Annotated in this window: 19 protein-coding genes; 3 read left to right on the forward strand and 16 right to left on the reverse strand. The window is 36.9% G+C overall.

Annotation, left to right across the window (positions count from 1 at the left end; all coding sequences use genetic code 11):
* Positions 1-395 precede the first annotated feature (395 nt).
* Positions 396-3,656, reverse strand: a complete 3,261-nt coding sequence (locus KJW29_RS10160; RefSeq protein ID WP_214629709.1) for a hypothetical protein — start codon at positions 3,654-3,656, stop codon at positions 396-398.
* Positions 3,657-4,092: 436 nt separating this feature from the next.
* Here KJW29_RS10160 and KJW29_RS10165 point away from each other — a divergent pair, with 436 nt between their 5' ends.
* Complete coding sequence (locus KJW29_RS10165; RefSeq protein WP_214629710.1) at positions 4,093-5,361, forward strand: HEPN domain-containing protein; 1,269 nt, start codon at positions 4,093-4,095, stop codon at positions 5,359-5,361.
* A gap of 46 nt (positions 5,362-5,407) precedes the next feature.
* Here KJW29_RS10165 and KJW29_RS10170 read toward each other — a convergent pair whose 3' ends face one another.
* From KJW29_RS10170 to KJW29_RS10195, 6 genes are all read right to left on the reverse strand, one after another.
* Positions 5,408-6,706, reverse strand: coding sequence for an AbiJ-related protein (locus tag KJW29_RS10170; protein ID WP_214629711.1), 1,299 nt, complete (start codon positions 6,704-6,706; stop codon positions 5,408-5,410).
* A gap of 44 nt (positions 6,707-6,750) precedes the next feature.
* Positions 6,751-10,077: a DEAD/DEAH box helicase gene (locus tag KJW29_RS10175; RefSeq protein ID WP_214629712.1), complete on the reverse strand. Its 3,327-nt coding sequence runs from the start codon at positions 10,075-10,077 to the stop codon at positions 6,751-6,753.
* Positions 10,074-10,865 (reverse strand): Hachiman antiphage defense system protein HamA, encoded by a 792-nt coding sequence (locus tag KJW29_RS10180; protein WP_214629713.1) that lies wholly within the window; start codon positions 10,863-10,865, stop codon positions 10,074-10,076. Before KJW29_RS10180 ends, KJW29_RS10175 begins: the two co-directional genes overlap by 4 nt.
* A 543-nt stretch (positions 10,866-11,408) precedes the next feature.
* Positions 11,409-11,933, reverse strand: coding sequence for a hypothetical protein (locus tag KJW29_RS10185; protein WP_214629714.1), 525 nt, complete (start codon positions 11,931-11,933; stop codon positions 11,409-11,411).
* A 414-nt stretch (positions 11,934-12,347) separates the two neighbouring features.
* The gene (locus KJW29_RS10190) at positions 12,348-12,701 is read right to left on the reverse strand and encodes a hypothetical protein (protein ID WP_214629715.1); all 354 of its coding nucleotides are present in this window, start codon (positions 12,699-12,701) and stop codon (positions 12,348-12,350) included.
* 720 nt (positions 12,702-13,421) lie between these two features.
* Complete coding sequence (locus tag KJW29_RS10195; protein WP_214629716.1) at positions 13,422-13,916, reverse strand: hypothetical protein; 495 nt, start codon at positions 13,914-13,916, stop codon at positions 13,422-13,424.
* 525 nt (positions 13,917-14,441) lie between these two features.
* On the opposite strand from KJW29_RS10195, the gene KJW29_RS10200 reads away from it, so the two are divergent.
* Positions 14,442-15,386 carry an IS4 family transposase gene (locus tag KJW29_RS10200; RefSeq protein WP_214629717.1) on the forward strand — a complete coding sequence of 315 codons (945 nt, stop codon included), beginning with the start codon at positions 14,442-14,444 and terminating at the stop codon, positions 15,384-15,386.
* 734 nt (positions 15,387-16,120) lie between these two features.
* On the opposite strand, the gene KJW29_RS10205 is transcribed toward KJW29_RS10200, so the two are convergent.
* Positions 16,121-16,852 carry a COG1361 family protein gene (locus KJW29_RS10205; RefSeq protein WP_214629718.1) on the reverse strand — a complete coding sequence of 244 codons (732 nt, stop codon included), beginning with the start codon at positions 16,850-16,852 and terminating at the stop codon, positions 16,121-16,123.
* 650 nt (positions 16,853-17,502) lie between these two features.
* Between KJW29_RS10205 and KJW29_RS10210 the strand changes: the two genes are divergently transcribed.
* Positions 17,503-18,060: a hypothetical protein gene (locus KJW29_RS10210; protein WP_214629719.1), complete on the forward strand. Its 558-nt coding sequence runs from the start codon at positions 17,503-17,505 to the stop codon at positions 18,058-18,060.
* A gap of 138 nt (positions 18,061-18,198) precedes the next feature.
* On the opposite strand, the gene KJW29_RS10215 is transcribed toward KJW29_RS10210, so the two are convergent.
* The 8 genes from KJW29_RS10215 to KJW29_RS10245 form a co-directional block, all read right to left on the reverse strand.
* Positions 18,199-18,612, reverse strand: coding sequence for a WapI family immunity protein (locus tag KJW29_RS10215; protein WP_214629720.1), 414 nt, complete (start codon positions 18,610-18,612; stop codon positions 18,199-18,201).
* A 461-nt stretch (positions 18,613-19,073) separates the two neighbouring features.
* A complete protein-coding gene (gene comI / locus KJW29_RS36080; protein WP_246608680.1) occupies positions 19,074-19,169 on the reverse strand; it encodes a competence inhibitor ComI in 96 nt (31 codons plus the stop codon).
* Positions 19,170-19,413: 244 nt separating this feature from the next.
* Positions 19,414-19,893, reverse strand: coding sequence for an 8-oxo-dGTP diphosphatase (locus KJW29_RS10220; protein WP_214631077.1), 480 nt, complete (start codon positions 19,891-19,893; stop codon positions 19,414-19,416).
* Positions 19,894-20,151: 258 nt separating this feature from the next.
* Positions 20,152-20,586 carry a hypothetical protein gene (locus tag KJW29_RS10225; RefSeq protein WP_214629721.1) on the reverse strand — a complete coding sequence of 145 codons (435 nt, stop codon included), beginning with the start codon at positions 20,584-20,586 and terminating at the stop codon, positions 20,152-20,154.
* A gap of 648 nt (positions 20,587-21,234) precedes the next feature.
* A complete protein-coding gene (locus tag KJW29_RS10230) occupies positions 21,235-21,705 on the reverse strand; it encodes a hypothetical protein (protein ID WP_214629722.1) in 471 nt (156 codons plus the stop codon).
* 172 nt (positions 21,706-21,877) lie between these two features.
* Positions 21,878-22,432: a hypothetical protein gene (locus tag KJW29_RS10235; protein ID WP_214629723.1), complete on the reverse strand. Its 555-nt coding sequence runs from the start codon at positions 22,430-22,432 to the stop codon at positions 21,878-21,880.
* A gap of 691 nt (positions 22,433-23,123) precedes the next feature.
* Complete coding sequence (locus tag KJW29_RS10240) at positions 23,124-23,351, reverse strand: hypothetical protein (RefSeq protein WP_214629724.1); 228 nt, start codon at positions 23,349-23,351, stop codon at positions 23,124-23,126.
* Between the two features lie 331 nt (positions 23,352-23,682).
* Complete coding sequence (locus KJW29_RS10245; RefSeq protein ID WP_214629725.1) at positions 23,683-24,327, reverse strand: DUF3885 domain-containing protein; 645 nt, start codon at positions 24,325-24,327, stop codon at positions 23,683-23,685.
* Positions 24,328-24,431 lie beyond the last annotated feature (104 nt).

Consider the following 24,431-nt stretch of genomic DNA (forward strand, 5'->3'; position numbering starts at 1 on the left):
ATGATCGTGGCGTACCTGCAAAATGGCTTTCCCTATTGGGCATGCGGGGAACGTACCGGATGAGAAGATATGTTATTGTCAAAGAACGGTCGAGGGCGTGTCCCTCTACCATCCGTTTCATTTTTGAGGTCAAATCGGACCCTTCTTTCAAAAAAAATCGAAAATAAAAAAAACAGCACCAAACTCGAAATAGAGCTTGGTGCTGCGACAATTTATTAATGGGCAATTTAATTGTGTTGATGTTAGAACTAAATTAAGGTTAAGTCTACATTTTCAGCAGCTTTAGCTAAGGGTTAATGAGGGTTCACTTGCCATTGCAAGTGTTTGATGATCGTAGCCAAGAAAGCGAAAGACCACCTATCGAGGGTGGCCTTTCATGTAACAACTCATATGACTTAATGGGTTCGCTTTAAATTTTCAATATAATCCATAATTCGAGCATGTTTAACGAATGGCGGAATAATCGGCTTATCATCAGGAGTAATAGCGTAAGTAAGCCAGTCATCTTCTTCTAATTCCCATGCATTTTTTATTTTAATATGTTTTTTCAGGATATGATAGTCAAATAATAATTCTGGCCTCTGGTTCTTGGGATTAATATAAGCAGGAAGTATTATATATTTCCATGTTGACTCTACCTTTTTAAGGGCACTTTCGAAATTTCTAAGATTAAAATCATTGTCAACATCCATTGTACGAAACCTTGACAGAACAGTAATCAATCCCGCTTTTTGCGAATCAGATGAGTTCTCAAGATTTGCGGTTAATATCGCCTTATAAAAGAAGGGATTTTTATTATCAATTCCTTTTATTAATCCAACTCGTATTCTATCATTTTCATCAGCCTTGCCCACTAAGGTATGCCATTGTTTAAAAATCGAAATAGCTGCTTCTTTATTATTAAATGCTAAAGCTAATAAAGGAGGCTCATTATCAGGAGTCCAACCAAAGTAAATTCCTCTCCACTGCGCCCTGTTCCATAATGGTATATTAATTATTTTTGTAATTTCAATGTCTTTTTGACTTACTGATTCAGTATCAAGCTTCTCCTTATTATCCGACTTTCCACGTTTTATTTCTTGCTTATCTGTTTTGCCTACATCCAATTTATCTAACTGCAATCTAATTGTACTATCTCGTATTAACGGATAATTATTTTCCTCAGGATTTAGCCATTTATTTAAAGAGAGCCTATTCTTACCGAATAAATCAGCAATGATAAAAATACTGTTTGTAAAATTCAATGATCTATCGAAAGCTTGATCCTCAATGATCAGCTTTTCAAGTTGTTCTGTATTTCTAAACATTACTATTTGAGCAACAAATGCCGCAAAGAAATTAAGAATAAACTGTTTAGTTTGTTGCTGCGCTTCAAAAAATTCTTCCTCACCAAAATCGGAGCAAGTAATAGTGAATATAGGTTCAATATCACTGGGTTCATTTTTGAAGTCAAGATGATATTTTACCGTCTCAACATATTTCACTCTAATCGTTGCGCGGGGAATCGTACCTACCAATCCATCTAAAATAGCCGTTGCAAGGAAGCTTTCGATTGCAGCTAATATACTTTCGGCTAATTCGATACATGGAAATTTGGCATCTGATTCAATATTAATCAGACATCCCATTATTTTTGAAGAAAAGTACTGGATACCATCGATAAAAAGTATCGGATTATCCGGTATTTGCTCTTTTGCAGGTTGGTTATACCATTGCTGCATAAATTCTTCTATAGAGTTTTTATCATCGTTGTAAGATTTCTGAATCTCTTCATCTACATAACCTAGTGCATATTTCAATGCAATGGCAGCCATATGAAGACCTTCATGATCTAATACATCTGGTAATGATGCAAGTGAGTGGAGATCCTCTAAGGATGTTCTTAAAAGAAGCATTCCCAATATTGCATCGTATAAATTTATATCCTCGATTTCGTTTAGCCTCGTTGCATCGTAACCACTTGATATTAGGAGGCCTTTTACCAGTCGATCTAACTTATACCATTCTAGCGAATGAGGAATTCTCCCATGCCGAAGTTCAATCATCTTTAGTTCGGTAGAACAACCAACTAATAAGGGACTGACATTTCCAAACTTCATGTAATCAATAAAGGCGATATAGAAAGCATTAAGGTAATAACCGCGTCCCGCCCACAATAAGTCAGCTTTTTCACAAGCGTGAGCCATTAAAGTCATTGCCAATAGGTACTCATTTTTACTCTCATCTTTATATAACTTTTGGAGGGCACGACCAATATAACGTATAGCGCTATATGGTTTTGATTCAATTATTTGCTCTCCTCGTTTTAAGAGTAATTTTGCAGCAACTAATTCTTGTTTTCTGCTGCTTGAAGCTGAAATTATTGTATCAAATAAGGAATCATATTTGGGGCTATCCTTTAAATTTGGGCTAACATTCATAATCAATTCAGAAAGTGTATCAAGGCTAAAATCAAGTACCCCTTCACAATCATTAATGATCTGCGTTAGTTCATAAACTAACTCATCGACATTATCCCCCAGCATTAATTTTACAAAGACAAAGTTAGCCCTAGCTTCCAAAGCAGCATTAGGGCGTGTCTTATTGTCAATAAATTTTTTGTATTCTTCTATCAACGTTTTAGTGTGTGCTTCAAAATTACTTACTTCAAAGTTGCCTCCAGTAATAGTATATAGATTCATCCATAGATTTGTTAATCGTTCAAGTTCAAAGAAATTATTACCATTAAGAATAATACTTTCATAAATACAATACTTTTCATAGAACAGATCGAACTTTTCATACCACCAATACAAGGTCCATGCCCATTGATAAGCACATTCTTTTTGCTGAATGATCGTTCCGTATTTATCTGAAAGCGCAATAGCTCTCTCAAAACGTCCCTTTGTAATATCAAATGACAGTTCTAGTTCCCTACTTAACATTGCTGCTTGTGTTGCATTCTCTACAAGAGCAACACTGTTTATTCCTTCAACGATGTATTGACTTATCTCTCTTTCTATTTTCTCCAACTCTGACTGACGTTTATAATCTAATGGGCCTACTTTCCGTTCATCGGCAAATGAATCTGAAAGCCCAAAAGATTCAACCGCTATTTGTTCACGATGGTTTGAAAACAGTTTATCCAATAACCATGATCTATCAAGCACTCTAGTTTCAATCTTATATTGATTGGATAATTCGTCTTCTATAGCTGCTCGTTTTTTATCAGGAATGTATTGATTGCTTATAAAAAAGATTTTTTTGTATTCTCTTGACGTGGAAATGATATTCTTAACATCAGATTTGATTTTGGATCTCCAGTCTTTTTTTGCACTTATCGCAAATGCCCATCTTTCGGCGGATGCTTCTCTTCCTATTCCACTAAACCATAATAATGCTAAATCATCGGATATCGGATATGTTTCCGAATCAACCTTACTATCTCCTCCTCCGGTTGGTCCAGTCTGAGGTAGAAGGTTTGGACATATTTCATGTTCTGCCATGCGTCTGCAGAATACCTCAAAGTCCTTTTCTTGTCCTCTGCTTGTTAAGCTATCGAGATAAAAGTCAAATATTTCTCTATTTAAATTTGCTTTACGGATAATTGTAGAGTCGGAAAATTTTTCAGGTCTCTTAGCTTTTAAAAGCTCATATGGGGATATGGATTTTTTCATTACACCGCTCACCTCCAAAACATTTTCTTTTCGCTCGCACATTATTTCTTTATTTTGGACTTCATTGAAATTTAATCACTGGAAACTTTTCATCATAAGGGAATTCCGGATCAAAAACTTCATCTTGTCTTGCTTTAATAACTTATATTTCAGTAGAGAAGTAACCTAAATACACCTTACCATCAATTTTAACATGGCGAATCACAATTGGAAATATCAAACAAAAAGGAGGCTCAGAACCAAACTCGAAATAGAGCTTAGTGCTGCGACAATTAATTAAGGGACCATCTGTTAAGGATTATGTACGATGGCTTTACAATTCAGTCGGAATCTCGTCCAATCCCCCTATAATGCCTGTTTTTTGGTACGCGACTTTTCTGTTCAAACCCATGCTATGATAATATGAGAATTAATATGGAACAAGGAAGTGAACTATATGGCATTAACGGAAGATTTGATTTCTCTTTTTGAATTCAACCAGCAGAGGAATAAGTGGGATAATTGGCTTGACGATGAAGCAACCTGGAGGTTTATCAATGCGGTTGGTTCTGATCCTTCTTTTATAAACATTATGGACCCAGAACTGGCGGCTGACTTTTTGCCTACATTATTTAATAATTTTGAGTTTCCCTCAAAAGAAAGCATCAGGGCCCATGAGGCGAACAATTTTCTCCAGCTATTGAATAAAAATATGTTGATCAACTTGTCCGATTATTGGATCGTACTTCCTTTACTGAATGCGGAAGCTACGCAGAGCATCAAAATCAGTGATTATATTTCTATACTAGCAGGGGAACGAGAGAAAAAACTAGAGAAGTTAACCCAAATTATCGGTTTAGAACCGCATGAGGCAGAATCTCGATTTGTACATACGGAAAAATCGAGGTCGCCTAATTTTTTCAATGATCCCTTGCTTGTGATAAAAATTAATCATCAGCATAGAATTGTCCGCGAAAATGCAGTTGCGATTGCATATTATGCCGTCAACTTCATCAATGTCTTGTATTGGGGATATGTTACTCCAACCCATAGAGCAAAGAGTCATACACGCTTGCTCAGGGATAGGCGAGAGCACGTAAATCAGCATACCGTGATACAAAGCGTAAACAGTTCTAATTGGGGACATCAACCACTTAATTTTGAATATAACTGCAATTTTAATCTGGATTGGCTCAATGAAAAAGTTCACGGGAAGAGACTATCAGATTTAATGAATCTGATTAGTTTTAAATACGAACAAAACGGGTTATCTGATCGATTTTTGCGGGGAATCCGATTTTTTGCAAGAGGAATTAATGTTAAGAGCGGGAACCGCTTCTTCAATCCAGAGTCGGATGCAATACTGCTGTTGAATATAGCAAGTGAGTGCGTTCTTATAAAAAACCAGGAGGAAAGAAACAAATCACGGAAAATCAAGGGTAGGCTCTCTAAGTTGGGCAATATTGAGGAAGTAGGCATAGAATCTCGAAGGCTAATCATTGAGCGCATGAGCAATCTACGGGGGAGCTATGTGCACGAGGGTCTCTCTAATAGCAAAAATTCGTTCTTGGATGGCGAAGAGAACCTGACTAAGCTTGAGGTATATAAAAAAATTGTAGCGAGATTTCTCTGTAGCGCTTTCGAATTGACTGAAAACTGCCGCATACAAGCTGCTCTTGACGGTAAAGATGTCGAAGATATTTGGTTCGAATCATTTCAGGATTGAGAAATTTATTTCAGATCGCCCAATGAATTTTGCCAACTTATTTTGACTAAGTCATTCCGTTATAATCTAAATACTGAATCGAAACTGAAATTAGCGAAAGACATCGCTTGTAAAAATAATCATAGTGTCTATGATCCTCAATGTCTGTTTTTGTCGTTTCATGGTGTCGGATTCTAAAGTTATTCCCAATTTGTGTGAGTTCAAGAAACTCCTTCTCAAATAGTTCTTTATAATGGGCTTTTTGACCACTCATATGATTAATAATCCTGCTTGTAGATTTCTTCTTATCTAATGTAGGAGAATAATATGTTTTGAGCCTTTCAAAAGCATCCCACAGCTTTTCAACAGCAATTTTAAGGTTACCTTCGTCGTAATAAGTAGCTGCTTCTTGAAGTAACTCTTTGAGACCTGCTTCCTGAATTGGAACTAATGTATTAGCTTTTATTTGGGAATTAAATGTACTTTCAATTTTACCATTATTCAGCTTTAGGGCAATATCATTCAGTTTTAATATTGCATTAACTTGTGCCTCGAAATCAGTATTCTGGTTATACTTCTCAAAAAACTCTATTGCATCGATTACACAGTAGGGTGAAGTATGGCACAGAAAATCTTTTAGGCTATCTGTTTCCACATACTCTCTCTGTGTATTATAACATTTAGGTATGTAAAATTGCCGAATGTCATTGAACACCTCATCACTTGTCGTAACATTAAAATTCCAACCAGTTTCATCTGTTTTTTGAAAAACATCATTATGTCTTTCTAGAAATTGATACATTTGATTTCTTGTGCTTAGTTTGATCGAAAGTGACATTCTTTTTTCTTTAATTGCCTTTTGATTTCGTTGAGAAAAAGGGATAAATAGTTTGTTTTCTATCGAATCAAAAAATCTCCAACTATACAAATCACGATTGGATATTTTTTCTGCTGGATAAATTTCATATCCATCGTTTTGTAGCAATTTGTTAACCCCTTGATGAAACTCTTTCCAATATCCTTTTTCATCCCTTACTGTGGGGTGAAATATTTCACAGATAAATTTTAAATATATTTCATCACTTCCGTATTTTAATTGGAAGCGCTCGTCCTCAAATACCCAACAAAATGGATAATCATCATTATTTACTGTATGTTGCCAAATATCTTCCTCAGCATTGTGGTACCTTGTATCCAGACTTGGCATTCCCTTTAAATCATATATTCTCTGGAGAAACTCTCTTTCTTCTAACCGTCCAAAGTATTTATATTGCACTCTTCGCATTTCCCATAAATCAGGCACATCCATCCCGAATTTAAACAAATCGAAAATATCACGTTTGGTTATCTCACTTATGGAATTCATATATTTGAATGCTGCTCCTTTCTTACTCTTGTTGACAGAATAATCTAATCTTCATCATTTACAACTATTCGAGGGTTATATGAGCACAATTGCCAATTGTCATTTTCATATACGAAGAACAGTCCTGGAATATTGGCTATATTTGAAAATGGCAAATCATCTGTTGATTCAACTTTTTCATAGAAATAACCGTCACTTGAAGTAAGAAAATACTCCCCTTTGACCTCTCTAAGGTACAGTTTATCAGGAAGATTGTGTCTCTTCCATGTAAAATGAGGGAAAGATATTTTTTTAGGTGATTGTGATTTTGTAGTTTCTGAAAGTAACTCAATCCATACCTTCGAACTGTCCGAAAGAGCGTGATCCGATGTTGAAAAGTTCAATAGTGTTTGCTTAATTTCTGAAACACCCTTGTTTTTGAAAACATCAAAAGTGGACATCTCTAAAGCTGCGCTTCTCGAACGCACACCTGCCAAATATATGTTCGTGGCTATATTGTTAGGAAGGCCTAGTTCAACAAACATGGCAAGCGAAGCATACAACTGAACCATGTTCTCTTCTGTTTCATGATCAAATAATTGAGCAACAGCGTGTATAATCCACGGCAACGTAAAGCCATAGAAGTCTTTTGAAATTTCAGCCGAATCTTGTTCAATCGTAATTATTGTAGCGAGCGCATCTCCTCTTATCCAAGAGTGACGTATATTATCTAGAACCGCTTGCTCTGGTACAAAATTCATTAAATTATGTGCTTTTTGAATGCTCCAAATTTCCAGTTCACGAATAATATTATCTATTAATTCAATAACATCATGTTCGCCAACAGAAGATTGAATGAATGTCGTAGCAAGATTTCTAAAAAAATCAGTATCCTCTAACATAGCTTTAGACACTGACAACGGAACGCCAGAAGAAATTAATTTTTTTCTATCCGTCCTATTTGGTATTCTGCGCAGCAGGGCAGTGGTACGTGCTTTAAAAAGAGCTAGGTAAGATTCTTCGTTCTCGCTTTCTGCTTGAATAAGAGCCAGCGAGTTTCTAAAGACATCATCAATCCAGTTTATATGGGCATCATCTGTGCTAAAATCTTCATGCATTGCAAGAAGCTCATCATCTATGAAGTCAAAAATATAGTTTAACCACTTAGAAAAATCTTCACTAATATTCCCTTCAATAAAGTCATTTGCAATTGTTTCAACAAGCAATGTGAAATCCGTTCCCGTACGATTGGCATTCCTGCAAATAGCCATTAAAGCAGCGAGCAATCCACTTCGCACTTCTTCCATTTGCCGATTATCAAAATAATTTTGGGCAAGTCGTCTATCATTGTTAACTTGCCACTGTGCTTTTGTTGTATCAATCATATAGAGTATTTTTCCTTCGACATCGGAAAAAGCACGTCCTGCTCTTCCACAAATATTCCAAAAATCTCTATTGCTGATTACTTTGTCACTATAGTATGGAGTTGACACAATCACAGTTGAAATACCAACATTAACTCCTTGTCCGAGTGTTGAGGAAGCAATGATTATTCGTGGAGCTTTAGAACGCATGAGCCTTTCAATAGCAATGCGAACAAGTGTTGGCAATCGATTATTGTGACATATGACCCCTTTTCTTGCGGCTGTTAGAACAATATCGTTATTGCCCAGTTCTTCAAAACAGATACTTTCAAAGACTTTCCATAGGGAATCATCCCACAGAAAATCTTCTGGTCGCTCTCCTAGTGCTAGAAGTACGCTCCCAGCCAACCCATTAATTGAATTGGCTCTTGCGGAATATATCATAACTGTTCCGTTTTGCGCTAATCGAACTGCCGTGGAGGCTACTGCCTCGTTTTTATTATTTGGAAAATGATTCCTTCTAAGTCCAAATCCCAAAGGGCCTTTTTGGATAAAATTAGGGTTAAATGGCTCACCTTCACTTTTCCATTCCAACCTAACGCGCTTACCATCCCAAAGTAATAAGCCCAACCGCTCCAAAGCAGGCTTCCAATCTGACCTTGCTACCAAATCCGAGTCGCTTGTGATCCATTGAGCTAAATCATCTGCATTGGGCAATACAGCAGATAAAAGTAACATTCTTATTTGGTTTCTTGAGGCAAATTCCTTGATATGCGTAAGAAACATTTCGTTTTTGATATATCTTTCTTCTGCACCTAACAAGTGTCCTTCATCAACAACAATTAACTTGATTTCTTGTTCAAGTCCTGATCCACAACGAATAAGGGCTTTTGCCTTTTCAGGTGTGGCGATAATAACTTGTGATTTATTGATTAGTTCAAAGTCTGTAACATTTGCAGTTGAACCACCATATAACTGCGAAACCGTAATGCCTAGTGGTCCAAATGTTCTATTTAAACTTTGCTCAATTTCAAAAGCTAAGGAGCGGAATGGTGCGAGATACAAAACCTTTGATAATAGATGAGTAGATAAGGTTCTTAGGATAGCTATCTCTGCTACTCTTGTTTTTCCACCACTTGTACGTAGGTTAATAACTGCCCCACTATTATCACCAACAGCAAGCGGCAATGCCGCTGACTGAGATGGCCATATTTCTGTAACGGGAGATCTAAACCCGCTGAGTAAACGGATATATTTTTCAGTGATATACTTTGCTGGAAGAAACGGCGGCAAAATAGACCATAGGGATGAAGCTTGAAAAGTAGAAAAGATGATTCTTAACAATCGAATAATTAGCCAGTATAGTGTCAAAGCGCTTTCAGAAGAAATTGCCAATAGCTTTTCTAAAATATCTTTAATGAGTGTAAAATTCTCTTGATTGCCCGTCTGAATGAAATCCTCAACGATTAAAAAACAGCGCGCAATTTCGTGTGATATTACCCATTCATCAAAATCACGAAGATATAACTGTTCCGGCGCTTGCGTGAATAGAACATTACTTACAATTTGAAGCATAGATTCAAAGTCTTTCTTTATAAAATTAATGATTATTTGTCCGACAGTAAAATCGACATCAATATCATGGAGGACAATAAATGCGCGCGAATATTGCTTAGTTGCATATAACGACATCCCGGCAATCAAAAGATTATAGTTTTTCGTCTCAATTTCGTCAGAATTAAATTTAAATGCATCTGACAATATCTTTCCGGCCTTTTCTAGCACGACTAACCCTTCATGAGTCTCTGCATCTTCATTTTCTATCAATGAACAACCACAAGAAATCAAAGTATACGCAATATGTGTTGCTTTTTCTGTAAGTGCAGAATCAAAATTAGGGTAATTTTCAGGGAGTTCTCTAACTTCTTGTAAAATTCGTCGTGCATCAGCTTGAGCGACGAGGTTTTCTATTCTACTTTGTCCTAAACTGCGAAGCAAAGATATTGCATAATCTGTAGGGATACTCATATATTATTCTCCAATCGTGCAAATGCTTGTTGCACAATCGTCTCTGGCGATTCTAAATTTAGCGACATTATTAATAAATTATGAAGCTCACTCGAGGCATGGGTATTTACAATTCTTCTCGTATTGTGATTGCTCATCAGTAGACCAACATAATCTATTTGCAGTTGATTTGTTACAAATAATATAGCGCAATTCTGGACCCTTTTTGCCAACTCAGAATTACCCGCTTCAAACAAACGCTCAGCAACAAACATTAATGAAATAGGTAGCCCTGCTTTGTTTGAACGTACAAGCCCGTCAACTATATCTACCACTGCTTGCTTATCTGGAACTCCTCTGAACTTTGATTCCCCAACAATAATACGCACCGGATCAGAATCCAAATCAAAAAGCAAAACATCGTCGCCTTTCATTGATTGCTCTACATTTGGATTGTATCTTAATCTATAAATAGGGAGTTCAGCCTCAGTCGCCTCACACAAATACTCTGCCAGAAAAACTTCAGCAAAATTCCCTTTCTGGGTTGAAAGATTCCGTGGATGTGGAGCCAGAGGCATTGGTGCACCAATTATCCGTAAAGACTCAATTAAATCTCTACGGCGCTCCAGAGCCTCAGGACTAATGTGATGATTCTGTAATGCTAATGTCATGTAGTCAAGAAAAACATTATGGTGTCCATTTTCTATTAAGCATCTATGAGGAACACCGTTAGTAGCGTTTTCATCAGAACATGTGAGTGACATGGAAAATGGATGGTTTTCAGATGGATGATTATTTATGATTGGCATGACTCCCGTCAACTCCCTATCAGTGGTTCGTGATTAACCAATAGAATCCTCTTACTGTATGCCCTTCTCACGATAAACCTTCAATACTATAATCCAATTACAGATTCTAATATTCGGCAAAACTCGTGATTATTCCTTCTTTCACATCTACTTCGACAAAAAGAGCCGCTCTCAATGTCGGCATTCTCGGCATGCTTCTCAAGCATATGTAAACTGTTCAGTTGAGCATTCAGACGATTTCCATATACATTTGACTGATGAAATCCGATAAGCTACACTTTCATCATCAGCTTCGTATATCTCGAAAAAACAGGTGCGTATATCTCGTTTTTCGCTTATCTTTTCAGCGCCTGGTTCGTATATCTTAGCTGGGATAATTCAAGTTATGCGAAGACAAAGCGACAACAGCGAAGTGGGGAAAGCGGGAAAAGCCTTGCGGGGAAAGGGATTCGGGCATTTTAAAAGGGGCAAAAAAAGGTTCGCATAATATGGTGTTAGCTGAAGTCAATGTCTACTTGATTCACATTCAAGTCCCCTTCAGATTCACTTTTGAACTATAAAACCTATAACTACTGCTATTCCCATTAGCCCCATTAACACAAAAATTAATATAAAAACAATTCCCATTTGTTCGTTATTAATTGCTGCTCTATGTTCTTCACTTAAGTGGAAATTCTCCTGAATCCAGTTTTTATTATATTTAGAATTTGCTTTACTATAAGACCACTCCCATGATATTTCTCTATTAAGAGCAACAACCTCACCGATATCTGAATAATTCCAGTTATCAAAATAACCAACAAATAGTATTAAGATATCTTTAAACCTCGAAAAATCATCTAAAAGGAAAAGTTGGTATTGGTCTAGATTATTGTATCTCTTCAGACTCTTTTCAATTTGGCCGATCTGCTTGTCTTCATAAAAGATTAGTAAATGAACGAGACTTTTTTTAGTGACCTCATATATTTTTATGTTTTCATTCTTAAAATTGACTTCATAATAACTTAATGTAAATTCCTTTCTGATATGTTGAACTGCTCCAATGATGGAATCAGTTCTATCTTTCACAATACATGCTTCAGTTACTTTTTCACTCCAAAGCCATTTAAATGGAATGAAATTCTTAATTTCATTTAGTAGTTGAAAATGCGTACTATACAAAAGTTCACCATTTGAAGTCATTGTTGTAGAAGAGTACTTAGAGTTAAAAATTCATTTTCTTCAACTTCAATGACTTTACTTCTATTTGAACTTATCTGATTTAAGTTAATCATCATAGCTTCTACCTCTTATGTTTTGATCTCTGAATTACATTGATTTCAGCTAACGTTTCGTATATTCACGACGTCAGGCGAAGTCGGATGTGTCTGGCTGACCCCACTTCCCTGCCAATATCATCTGCCAGACCGAAGGCCGAATGGCTCGATGCGTGAATATGGTGTTATGTGATGCCTCCGCTTCTCCGAATTAACCAATCATGTTTTATCCCATATCAAATGTCTTCCAGCCATGTTCATTAATTATATCAACTAATTTTCTGAATTCTTTGTATGGATCTTTAAATAGCTTTTTCTTAAATTCAATCCTAATTGGTGGTTCTGAAAAAAATTCAATATACATCGGTTTAGTAAAAGCATCCCGTAATGCAATACAATTAGTTCTTTGTTCTAAATCTATTCTATCTTCTTCTGTAAGGTCATTTTCTTTCATCATAAATTTAGAAAAGTTTATTCTGTATTTATGAAAATCAATAAAATGAGTTTGTCCTTCATTATCTTGATAATTCAGTCCCGCATCTGTTATGGAAATGATCTGTTTAATGTCCAGACGATTCACCTCCGACAAAAATTTTGCATTTCAAAGTCTTTAGTATTCGGTGGTTTCACATAACGTTTCGTATATTCACGACGCTCGACGAATGTCGCATGTGTCCGGCTGCTTCAACTCCCCTGCCAATATCTCCTGCCGGACCGAGGGCGTCAGCCCGATGCGTGAATATGGTGATATACGATGTACCTAGGCTCAATGACTTCGCTAAATGTCTTTTTCGTTTTTTCTTTGTTCATCTCTCAACATCGCTTCTTTTACATAATCCTTTTTCGGTAGTTTACTATTAATTTCAAAAAGCAGTAATGCGATTATTATAAGTAAAAAAATAATTACGAATTCGATATTAAACACTCCTTTCATATTCAATTTAGTCTTTCATATTTGATTCTTCATATATATGGCACTAAAGTCGTAACGTTCCTTGTTTCTTGTTTCCATTAGTTTTAATCTATTTTTGATTTTTAGAAAAAGAGAAGCAAATGATAATTAATAGCTGAACTAAGTAAAAAACTACAAACTCATTTGGTTTTCTTCTTTCATCATTTAACGCCCTTCAGGTATGTCGTATAACGTTTCGTATATTCACGACGCTCGACAAAGTCGAATGTGTCCGGCTGCATCAGCTTCCCTACCAATTTCTTCTGCCGGATCGAGGGCGATTGCCCGATGCGTGAATATGGTGTTATAGGATGTCAGCGACTTCTTAGAAATCACTATCAAATGTTCTTAAATTAAATAATTTAGTCTTCGCCATTCCCTCGGTACATGTAACCATATCGCTGGATAAAAACAATCTTCAAATAAGTCATTCTTCTTAAAATCTTTAATATATCTCCTTACACTTTCATTCAGAATATTAATTTCTCCTTGAGTTACCATTTCCGCTTCAAATTGATCGTAAACTTCTTGTGTTGGATCAAAACTTTCATAATCGGGTCCCATTTCACTAAACCAACCGTTAAAGAAGATACTGGATGGTCCCCCGAGTCCATGAGGACAATTATAAAGCTTCTTATTATCTTCATTTGTATGACACCACCAAGTAACTCCATTAATTGCAACACCAATACTTGTAAGTTCATTTATCAAGTTTTCAATTTGATCAAAATGCGTAATAAGATCAATATAGCCGTACCCTACAGGCTGAGATTTATATTTCTCTAATATCTTTTCGATTTCATATTGATGATCACCACATTTTAAATAATCCAAGTATGTCATGCATAACACGCCCTTAAAAATATGGTTTAAAAGTTTAACGCTGATTTCCTATAACGTTTCGTGTATTCACGAACCTTCACTGGCTTAAGCAGCGAATCTGATCAAGCGAAGCGATCAGATGGCCGGGTCGAACACTAGCGATGCGTCAAACCTAACATGAATGTTCACAATAAAGTAGGAAAACAATCGAGACCTATTCAAAATTTGTCTTCCAAAACATAAAAAATTCTCCTAATGTAAGAGTGTGGTACACGTTATCCACCACTCTCACATAAGGAGAACACCCATGGATAACGTACCGAATTTATCGACCGTTTGTCAATGCCTAAATCAACTAGAACTCCAAAATTTCCGATCATTGTTGGGTGATCATAGGGCGAAAAAGCTATTCACTGGCAACGCCATTCAACTGCATGTGGCTGGGCAACTGCTCGGCGCCACGTCGTATGACATGATCACCGAGCAGCTGCAAGCCCATGAGCCCTTGCAAGCGATGACCGGTCTAACCTCCGTTAGTCCGTCAGGTTGTCTCGGAAAACGGCCGCGCTATGCACCGATACACTTCAAGCTTTGTTTGTGAGATTGGTTCTTGCGATTCAGCAACTCCATCCCGATCGACTAACTCAATTGCCTGGCGGGAAAAAGTTGCGCCTTCTGGACGCCACGGAGCTCACGTTCCCCTTGCAACGGGCCAGTTGGGCCACTTGTTCCAAAAGCAAGCACGGAGTTAAAATGCATACGCGCGTCGTGGTCGCGGATCCTGAAAAGCTAGTCTATCCCGATCGCATCATCGCTAGCACCATTGATGTGAACGAGACGGAATTGTCGCTTGAACTTGTGACCGACCCTGAGGCCATTCATGTCATGGATCGCGGGTTTCAAAAGCACGAGCATTTCGAACATTGGGACCAGCACAACATGAACTTCATCACACGGATTCGCGAGAATACGCAGTTCGAAGTGACAAGAGACTTCCGGGTTCCAAAGGCTGATCGAGGCTTCATCGTTTCGGATCGAAAGGTCATCCTCAACAAAAGCAGTCGTCGATTGCGACTTCTCATCTTTCGGGACGATGACGGGAAGGAGTATTACCTGATCACGAATTGCTTTGACGTTGCTGCAGCAGATATTGCTCAAATGTACAAGTACCGCTGGCTCATTGAACTGTTTTTCAAATGGATCAAACAGCATTTGCGGTTGGTGAAAGTGTTTAGCTACTCTCCACAAGGCATCTGGAATCAGTTGTACCTGGTGCTCATATCCTTTGCACTCTGTACATTCGTACTCCTTCAAACGGCAACGTCTAAATCGACATGGGAAATACTTAAATTGATACGCATCTATGCCTATCAACCATGGTCGGCGATGCAGAAGGCATTGGCGAGAAAACCGTCGCGTACTTCCAAAGGGCGACAACGCTCGCCGGACCCCTACGATATGCCGGTACAACGGAAAGTCATCGTTCGATAAGCCAGATTACATAGTTACCAGTAAAAGGTAACTATGTCACGATTTCAGGAGGCCTTCTCCTTTTTGATATAAAGGCCGAATTATGACTGTAAAATTATTCATTATTTCACTGATATATAGAGCTCTCAAAGGATTCAATTCTTTATGTTAGGTTGTTTGCATGGCTAGTGCGGGTCGAAGACTTAGCCTGTGCAAGGTTGTCCGGCTGATTCTACTTCCCTGCCAATTACCTCTAACCGGACTGAGGGGCGAATGCCCCGATGCGTGAATACGGTGTTATCCGATGCTTCCGGCATCTTCGTGTTACCCTCAAAATAGTATTGTCAATTCTTATTGATCTTGAACTTAAACCATATCGCCTTTGAACTTGATCTTAACCTATACCGCTCTTGATCTTGCTCTTAAATAAATTGTTCTTGAACTTGCTCTTAAACCGTTTCGCACTTGTCTTGACCTTTATCCAATTTGTACTTGACCTTCATCTTTCTCCTGTAAACACTTGAACTTCGATCTTGCAATATTCACTCTTGATCTCTGATCTTTAAAACCGTTCTTGTCTTGAACTAGGAAGTTTCGGATAACGTTTCGTATATTCACGACGCCCGGCGAATGCCGTGTGTGTCCACAGCAACTACTACCCTGAAACCTCTTCTGGGACCGTGGGCGTAAGCCCGATGCGCGAATATAGTGTTATCAGAAGTCATATGTCTACTTTGTCTAACCTAAACCATTATTCATATGTCAATTTCTTTTAGCAATGCACTCCCAGCATACTCTGCAGGTTTGTATTTAATATGAAATGCACTAACAGAAAACAACAATTTAATAGTTTTGGAATATTCCTTTCCAGATATATCTTTATACTGTAATATCAATGAGATCTCAGGTTGATACTCCAAGACCTTACCATTTGAACTATCACAAAGGCTTAATAATACTGATATTAAAGTTTGGAGACTTATTGGAACATCTAAATAGAGACATTCGTCATCATTCTTTCCTGTTCCCATAAAACCCAAGTATTCAGAAAGATCATTTTTTAAATTTATTCCTTGATCACCATTTTTTGATTTTATATTAAGCCATTTACTATCACTAACTTCTATCCTATATAGGTTATCATCATTATATTTATGTATAAGATCAATAAACTTGTTGATATCATATTGCCACTCAACAGTAAGATCTTTTGCTGTTTGTAAACCAATATTAATAATTCGTAATGTATATTTTTGTGTTGAATTTTTTGATCTAGCACTATCATTATTGTTATACCAGTTAATAGGTAGGTCCCCCTTGCCTTCTTCCTCCCAAAATAAATATATATATGATCTCTTAATTACAATCTCTGGTCTTAATGAGTTTCGTCTTTGAGCGCGCATTTCGAATAATGTTAGTAAAGCGATTAATGAGGAAAATAGTGCAGCTAAACTTGATGCTAAACTAATATAATCAATAGGTTTCATGTTCACTGGTCCTTTATAATATGATTTCTGATAACGTTTCGTATATTCACGACGCTCGACGAAGTCGAGTGTGTCCACAGCAGCTACTTCTCCGAAGCCACTTCTGGGACCGAGGGCGAAGCCCGATGCGTGAATATGATGTTATCTGATGGATACGCCTTCTTGATACACTTACAATACATCTCTTATAGGCATTTAATATTCTTTTAAGTTTTTATATTCTTTCATATTCATTTATTATATTTATTCTTTATTGCCAAGTTTTTTGAATATAGTTTATAATATCGAGCACTTTAATATTTATTTGATTTCTCATCAATGTAAATATCAAGAGCTTTTATTCCACGTAGAGCTAGTTTGATAAAAAGGATCAGACAAAAGATCCCCAGCCCAATCAAAATTAAATACAAGATGAGTAGAAATAATGGGAATGCAACAAAGCTCATGATTAATTTCCTCCTGTTTTTCATTCTTTTATTGCGGATCTTTCAGATAACGTTTCGTATGTTCACGACGCTCGACGAAGTCGAGTGTGTCTGGCTGATTCAACTGCCCTGCTAATTCCATCTGTCCGGACCGAGGGCGAATGCCCGATGCGTGAATATGGTGTTATGTGAAACCTGTGCAGATATTTAAAGGAGATCAATTTAATGAATCGATTAGCTACGTTATCAAGGCCAATTAAGAGGATATACAGATTAGTTCTTTCACAATTTAAAACAAAGTGGACGCTTAACGATTACCCCATTGAGTATAGGCAGCAAGAAATGCTAGATCTTTCTGATACGAATCTAACTATGTTTCCTTGGGAAGCTAGGATCATTAATTGGTATTGGATGAATGGTGATGGACATTCAAAAAAAGAGGCGTATATAAAACATAAAGAGAAATTTGATGTTTATAAATCAGAAGGTCATGAACTACCAAGACCAGGAACAAAAGTGAAAATTAAGTTTGCAAGTGTTGCCAGAATAGACAACTTTGATATAGAGGCGGTTCAATTCTTTAAAGATATCTTTGAGATGGATTACAATGGAATGTTTATCTCTGATGAATCATCGATGTATGATTTTTGCTGGACTGATGATTCAATATTGGATAAACAAGAAAGAATAAAAGAGATTTATAATATTGATATTAAAGAAATTGAAGGATTGAAAAATGTGGGAATTTTGGAGCGAATCAGGGAAGGCACAGGCATCACATAACACCATATTCCCGCATCGGGCATTCGCCCTCGGTCCCAGAAGCGGCTTCAATGCAGTGGTTGCTGTGGACACACCCGGCATTCGCCGGGCGTCGTGAATATACGAAACGTTATGTGAAGTACCTGACTTCCTGGAATATCAATCAAAAATCTTATTTAATTCTTTTACAAGTTCATTCAAATAGGTTTGATCTGATTTAATATTAAAAGTTAATTCATTGTCCTTATCATGTCTCTCTCTAAAAGTTCCCTTTACTTCTATATATCCTCTGGTTTTATACTCAATATTCAATTCTAATGTTCCTTCATAATTATTTAATTTAGCTAATCCCTTACATCTTTTATGTGCCTCTATTAATTCTATATAGAACAATCTAATATCTTCAATTGAAATCCAAAGAACACCTGAAACTGAATAATTACCACTTTTGATTTCAATTCCTGCAGCATCAATTGTCTCATAGAAGTTCTTCTTTTCTGTATTACTCATTTCAGAATAAAGTGTTAATGTTATCAGGCCCTCATCACTTTTAATGATTTGAATGGTTTTCATATTACTAACCTCTTTGTAAAGTAATTTATATGGATTTCAGGTATTTCACATAACGTTTCGTATATTCACGACGTCCGACGTAGTCGGATGTGTCCGGTTGATTCAACTTCACTGCCAAATTCATCTGTCCGGACCGAGGGCGTAGCCCGAAGCGTGAATATGGTGTTAGACGAGGTTAACGCTTCTTTGCGCTACTTACAAACGATTTGATCGCCCTTCAATATGCTTTTATTACGCCTTTAAATACGATTTGTTATTCCAGTTTTTTTATCGCCATTACTATGATTTTTAATTTTCTTAATCGCTTTTCTAGTTCACTTCTTTTTCCAATTGTGTTATCATACTTTGTAAAGAAGCCGAGTGCGGCTAACACTCGGCTTAACAATTGGCTTGGATGGTTATCCCTTCTGAGTTCAAAAGGACTAAAAACCCACCTCTGGCTCTAACCTTTGGGTGGGTTTTTACTTTCTCTTGTTGTTAGAGTTGATGTATGTTAAAAGTGCCAGAATAAACGATCCGAATAAAAACATGATCGTCATTGCATCCTTAACCTCCATGGCCTCACCTCCTTTCGAAGGGAAACCATGCCCACCCAAGATTCAATTGTCTTTCCTATTGTACCATCATCTACCAATAAGATGAAGAACAATTGTTCTATATTTCTTGAATCTTAAACCCGTTAATTTCGTCTAACGTTTCGTATATTCACGACGACCGGCGAATGCCGGGTGTGTCCACAGCAATTACATCTCCGAAGCTGCTTCTGGGACCGAGGGCGTAGCCCGATGTGTGAATATGGTGTTATCTGATGGATCCGACTTCTTCGACTTTACCTGCACCATAATGCTTTATAGTTTCCTTAAGTGTTTCGTTATTATTTCTATCCCAAATAAAACTTAATTCAAATGTTCCTTCTCTAAAAAATAGGGGAAATCTTCTCTTAAACCAATCCCGCATAGGAAGTTCCATGGCCTTATCAATATCTACCCAAAGAAGTTCTCCTTCTGGTGGGTTTTCTAGTAATTCTCCTTCAAAAGATGTTGCCAAATAATTAAAAACCATATATCTCAAGCCATCACTCGGTTCACAAAATTCATCTAGTCCTTTATAAATAATATCTTTAACAGTCAGTCCTGTTTCTTCTCGTACTTCTCTTATAGCTGCATCGACTATACTTTCAGGAAAATCCACTTTCCCACCAGGTGCAAGATATCCTGGAAACCCAAGCTTTTCAGGTCTGTTAATAAGAAGAACTCTTCCTCTGTCTTGAATCATACACATCGTGTAAATTTTGTATTTAACTGATTCTTTCAATTAAATCAACTCCGTGTCAGTTAATAGATTTCGAACGCTAACTCTTCGGATCTTTCAGATAACGTTTCGTATATTCACGACGCTCGATGAAATCGAGTGTGTCCACAGCAACTACTTCTCCGAATCTGCTTCTGGGACCGAGGGCGAATGCCCGATGCGTGAATATGGTGTTATGTGATGTTACTGTCTTCTTATGAACAACATACAAAAATGTTTGTTCTACTATCATGGTAAATTAACTGGTGATCCCGAATTATATTTAGTAATTACCCATTCGTTATTTAATTTCTCAAGTCTAATCTTATCCGTCTCAGTCATAGCACTTTCATATCCATATTCAACTTCCACAAAAACATATCGTTTATTTTTTCCAAGCCAAAGTATTGGTTTGTATTGAATGCCTTTAATATCACCATACCAATGTCGGTCATCTATTAAAGGTTGTACAATATATCCATGTTTTTCATTAAGATTTAAATCTGTCCTAAATTTTATATCAAAGTACTTATAGAGATTTGCATACTCTTTATTAATGAAATCCTTATAGAAACCATTTAAAGTATTTTCTACATTTTTCTTTTCCTTTAGGCATAGGAGAAAATATATAGTTGATAAGAGAACAAGTATTATTAATAATGTTATGATCGCTTTTTTCTTCATGTATTGCTCCTTAGCTCTATATTTTATTTAATACAGTAATTTCACATAACGTTTCGTATATTCACGACGCCCGGCGAATGCCGGGTGTGTCCACAGCATCCACTTCCCTGAAGTCACTTCTCGGACCGAGGGCGAATGCCCGATGCGTGAATGTGGTGTTATCCGATGCTGCCATGGCTTCCTGAAATACATTCAAAAATCTCATTCAGCTCTTAAATTTCTCTTGAACTGCCGGGCTCGCTTCGGATTCGAATATGCTTCGACAATACTCTTGTATGTATGACAAGCTTGCATATTATGTGCATACGCTCCGTTCACTAAAGGCAAACTTAGTTCACTTCTTTAAGATCCACAGATTCGGATAACGTTCTTGTATTCACAACGCCCCCACCTTAAGGTCTCAATGGGACCGGCCCCGATGCGGTTAGCTGGTGCGGGTGTGTCGAGCTGAATATGCTTCCCCGCTATTGAATTGCCTCTTCGATTCCACTTCAAACTTCTGCCGGACCGAAGACCGAATGACTCGAAGCGTGAATACGGTGTTATCAGATGATGCTGTCTTCTTCGATATTTCTTTCACTTTATTTTTCGCTGTTCTTTATAATAATCAATCCATTATGTTATCAAAATTATCGAACTAAAATTCGTCTAAAATCCAGCATGTTTTGAAATCAAGGAAATGTCATGAATCAAGCTCTCAAAGGAAGTTTTTTCCCAAAATCTTGAATGCATAATTCCATGAGCAACACTGTTACGATTATCACCCTTATCTATCGGCTGTGAGTGTTGATAATAGGTCTTCATTTTTTCTAACAATGAGACAAGTTCCGAATTTCGATCTTTGTTCTCATCAATAGCAAGCCTTATTAAAGCCATGCCTACTTTACGTTTTTTGGGGTTACCAAAATCATCGTAAATTTGAATGCCATATTCAGATGTTGTTGATCGAATAAGTTCTTCTAAATACGAAAATGCAAAAGGTGTTAATACAGAATAAGACTCAGGAAATGCATTATATATCTTTTGAACTACATCCCAATCAGGATGCCAATTCCATAAATGAGTGTGATTCATTATTTCTGTAAAATCATTATTAATATTAATTTTTAAAACCTCCAATGAAATAAGATTTTATATCTTGTAGGTCTTTAAATTTGTTTAGTGTTTTCAGCAGTTTCGGATAACATTTCGTATATTCACGACGTCCGACGTAGTCGGATGTGTCCACAGCAATAGCTTCCTGAAGTAGCTACTGGGACCAAGGGCGAATGTCCGATGCATGAATATGGTGTTATCGGATGTCCCCTCTTCTTGTGTTACTCAAAAATGATTTAATTGCTTTACTTTCAGATAATAATGGATTTATCTTTTGGAGTTCTTCAATAAAGCTGTTAGTTTTTCGAGTGACCTCAACTAATAATTCATTCAATGGAATACATGCAATTTTTTCTTTTTTAGATCTTTGAAAATATTCTTCTTCAAATGAAACATAACTATTGGGGCCACCATCTTCATGAAAAATCTCTGAAACAAATATTCTATCATTTACTCTTTTGTATTCAAGCCATACCCAGGGACTTTCAATGTACCGAATAGCCACATAATTTGTAACTTGTTCACCTAAAGACATACAGACTAAATTCATTTGATCGAAATGTGTAAGTAATAGTTCTGAAAAGATCTCTGGATGCTTCCCTATTGTCTCTTCTGTTGGATACGGAAGGTAATATTGACTTCCAAAAACAATATTAAACTCACCATAAATTTGATTATGCTCTTGTTCTAATTGAAGTAGATTTGCTGCCTTCAACTCTTCCTCATAATAGATCTTATAGATTATCTTCATAAAGTTCTCCAAATTTGATTTAGGGGGTTTCCGATAACGTTTCGTATATTCACGACGCCCGGCGAATGCCGGGTGTGTCCTCAGCAACCACTTCCTTGAAGCCGCTTCTGGGACCAAGGGCGACAGCCCGATGAGTGAATATGGTGTTATACGATGTACCTGGGCTTCATGACTTCGCTAAATGTCTTTTTCGTTTTTTCTTTGTTCATCTCTCAACATCGCTTCTTTTACATAATCCTTTTTCGGTAGTTTACTATTAATTTCAAAAAGCAGTAATGCGATTATTATAAGTAAAAAATAATTACGAATTCGATATTAAACACTCCTTTCAAATTCAATTTAGTCTTTCATATTTGATTCTTCATATAGATGGCACTAAATTCGTAACGTTCCTTGTTTCATGTTTCCATTAGTTTTAATCTTTTTTTGATTTTTAGAAAAAGAGCAGCAAATGATAATTAATAGCTGAACTAAGTAAAAAACTACAACTCATTTGATTTTCTTCTTTCATCATTTAACGCCCTTCAGGTATGTCGTATAACTTTTCGTATATTCACGACGCCCGGCGAATGCCGGGTGTGTCCACAGCAAACACTTCTCCGAAGTCGCTACTGGGACCGAGGGCGTAGCCCGATGCGCGAATATGGTGTTATAGGATGTCAGCGCCTTCTTCGATTTAACCCCTAAATGATTACTCTTCACGTAAATCAATTATCCAGGAATATTCTTTAGCAATTATGTTAGCTATTTTTACAATTTCATTTTCGGTTTCAAAGTCAAGTCGACTTGGCACATCTATTTCTATTAAATTAATATTCTCTACTCCATCAAGAGTATCAAAAGCGTAATTTCCATCGGAGTTCGCTTGAATTCCCGTAAGTCTAATCAACTCTCCACAAATTTCTTTATAAAATCTCAACTTCGTTTTGACTGCCCAAACTTCAAAGTCTCTATTACAAATCGTTCAAAATCAATTGCTTTTATAGAACTCTTGTACACCTCATCTGAATATATACTCAAATAGTCAAACAAAATAATCACCGTCGATTCGAGTTTATTGTCTCTAATAAATGATAAAATGTTTGTAATTTCACTTTAAGCGCTGATTTCCTATAACGTTTCGTATATTCACGACGCTCGACGAAGTCGAGTGTGTCCGGCTGCCCCAGCTTCCCTGCCAATTACTTCTGCCGGACCGAGGGGCGAACGCCCCGAAGAGTGAATATGGTGTTATGCGAAGTGATTGTCATCTATGACATGCCACTAAAAGTCTTATCAATTTGTTCTTTATCATAATTTAGTATCCATTGATTGAATTCACGGTATAAGTAAAAAATCGATTCTTTATTTGGCGATACTACGTCGAGACCGCGATTATCATAAATATGATAAACAATATTGCTTTTGGGCTCGATAAAGTAGACACGACCACTTATAAACATGCCATCTTCGTTAGAGAATCCACCTAGTACACCCAATATAGATTTATAATCTATGTCTTCTAATGTACATAGAACTCCATAACTCTTTGTGTAACCAAATAATTCATTGGTCTCTTCATCATATACTTCTTCTACTTTGAATTCCTCTACATCGCTTTTAGTACTTTCATAAAAAAATGTAGTGGAAAAATCCACTTCACCCTCTATGTATGCATCGAGGGGTTCAAGGGTTTCAAATGAAACATATAATACATACATTGAACTACTCTCTTTGAAAATTGCACTAAATAAAGATTGAGCCCGTTCTTTAACTATCTTAAAATATGTCTCATCATCTATCCAACTATACGGTAATCCTAATTCGAAATGAATACCAAACTTAGAGTTATAAAAAAGAGGAGGCTCAAATTGAATGTCGGACAAACACTCGTCAATATACTCTTGTATTGACATCTTTGAATTCACCCACTTAATTAAGTATTACAATCATTTCGCATAACGTTCTTGTATTCACGAACCCTCACTGGCTTAAGCTGCCGGCCGATCTGCGCAGCGAT

Source organism: Paenibacillus agaridevorans (genome assembly GCF_018604145.1).
In the GTDB taxonomy this organism is placed as follows: domain Bacteria; phylum Bacillota; class Bacilli; order Paenibacillales; family Paenibacillaceae; genus Pristimantibacillus; species Pristimantibacillus agaridevorans.

Excerpts from the sequence above, each read along its gene's own strand:
- KJW29_RS10235 (WP_214629723.1), bottom strand. The coding sequence starts at position 22,432 with ATGAAGATAATCTATAAGATCTATTATGAGGAAGAGTTGAAGGCAGCA.
- KJW29_RS10245 (WP_214629725.1), bottom strand. The coding sequence starts at position 24,327 with ATGTCAATACAAGAGTATATTGACGAGTGTTTGTCCGACATTCAATTT.
- KJW29_RS10180 (WP_214629713.1), bottom strand. The coding sequence starts at position 10,865 with ATGCCAATCATAAATAATCATCCATCTGAAAACCATCCATTTTCCATG.
- KJW29_RS10220 (WP_214631077.1), bottom strand. The coding sequence starts at position 19,893 with ATGTGTATGATTCAAGACAGAGGAAGAGTTCTTCTTATTAACAGACCT.
- KJW29_RS10210 (WP_214629719.1), top strand. The coding sequence starts at position 17,503 with ATGAATCGATTAGCTACGTTATCAAGGCCAATTAAGAGGATATACAGA.
- KJW29_RS10195 (WP_214629716.1), bottom strand. The coding sequence starts at position 13,916 with ATGACATACTTGGATTATTTAAAATGTGGTGATCATCAATATGAAATC.
- KJW29_RS10215 (WP_214629720.1), bottom strand. The coding sequence starts at position 18,612 with ATGAAAACCATTCAAATCATTAAAAGTGATGAGGGCCTGATAACATTA.
- KJW29_RS10205 (WP_214629718.1), bottom strand. The coding sequence starts at position 16,852 with ATGAAACCTATTGATTATATTAGTTTAGCATCAAGTTTAGCTGCACTA.
- KJW29_RS10225 (WP_214629721.1), bottom strand. The coding sequence starts at position 20,586 with ATGAAGAAAAAAGCGATCATAACATTATTAATAATACTTGTTCTCTTA.
- KJW29_RS10160 (WP_214629709.1), bottom strand. The coding sequence starts at position 3,656 with ATGAAAAAATCCATATCCCCATATGAGCTTTTAAAAGCTAAGAGACCT.
- KJW29_RS10165 (WP_214629710.1), top strand. The coding sequence starts at position 4,093 with ATGGCATTAACGGAAGATTTGATTTCTCTTTTTGAATTCAACCAGCAG.
- KJW29_RS10170 (WP_214629711.1), bottom strand. The coding sequence starts at position 6,706 with ATGAATTCCATAAGTGAGATAACCAAACGTGATATTTTCGATTTGTTT.
- comI (WP_246608680.1), bottom strand. The coding sequence starts at position 19,169 with ATGGAGGTTAAGGATGCAATGACGATCATGTTTTTATTCGGATCGTTT.
- KJW29_RS10175 (WP_214629712.1), bottom strand. The coding sequence starts at position 10,077 with ATGAGTATCCCTACAGATTATGCAATATCTTTGCTTCGCAGTTTAGGA.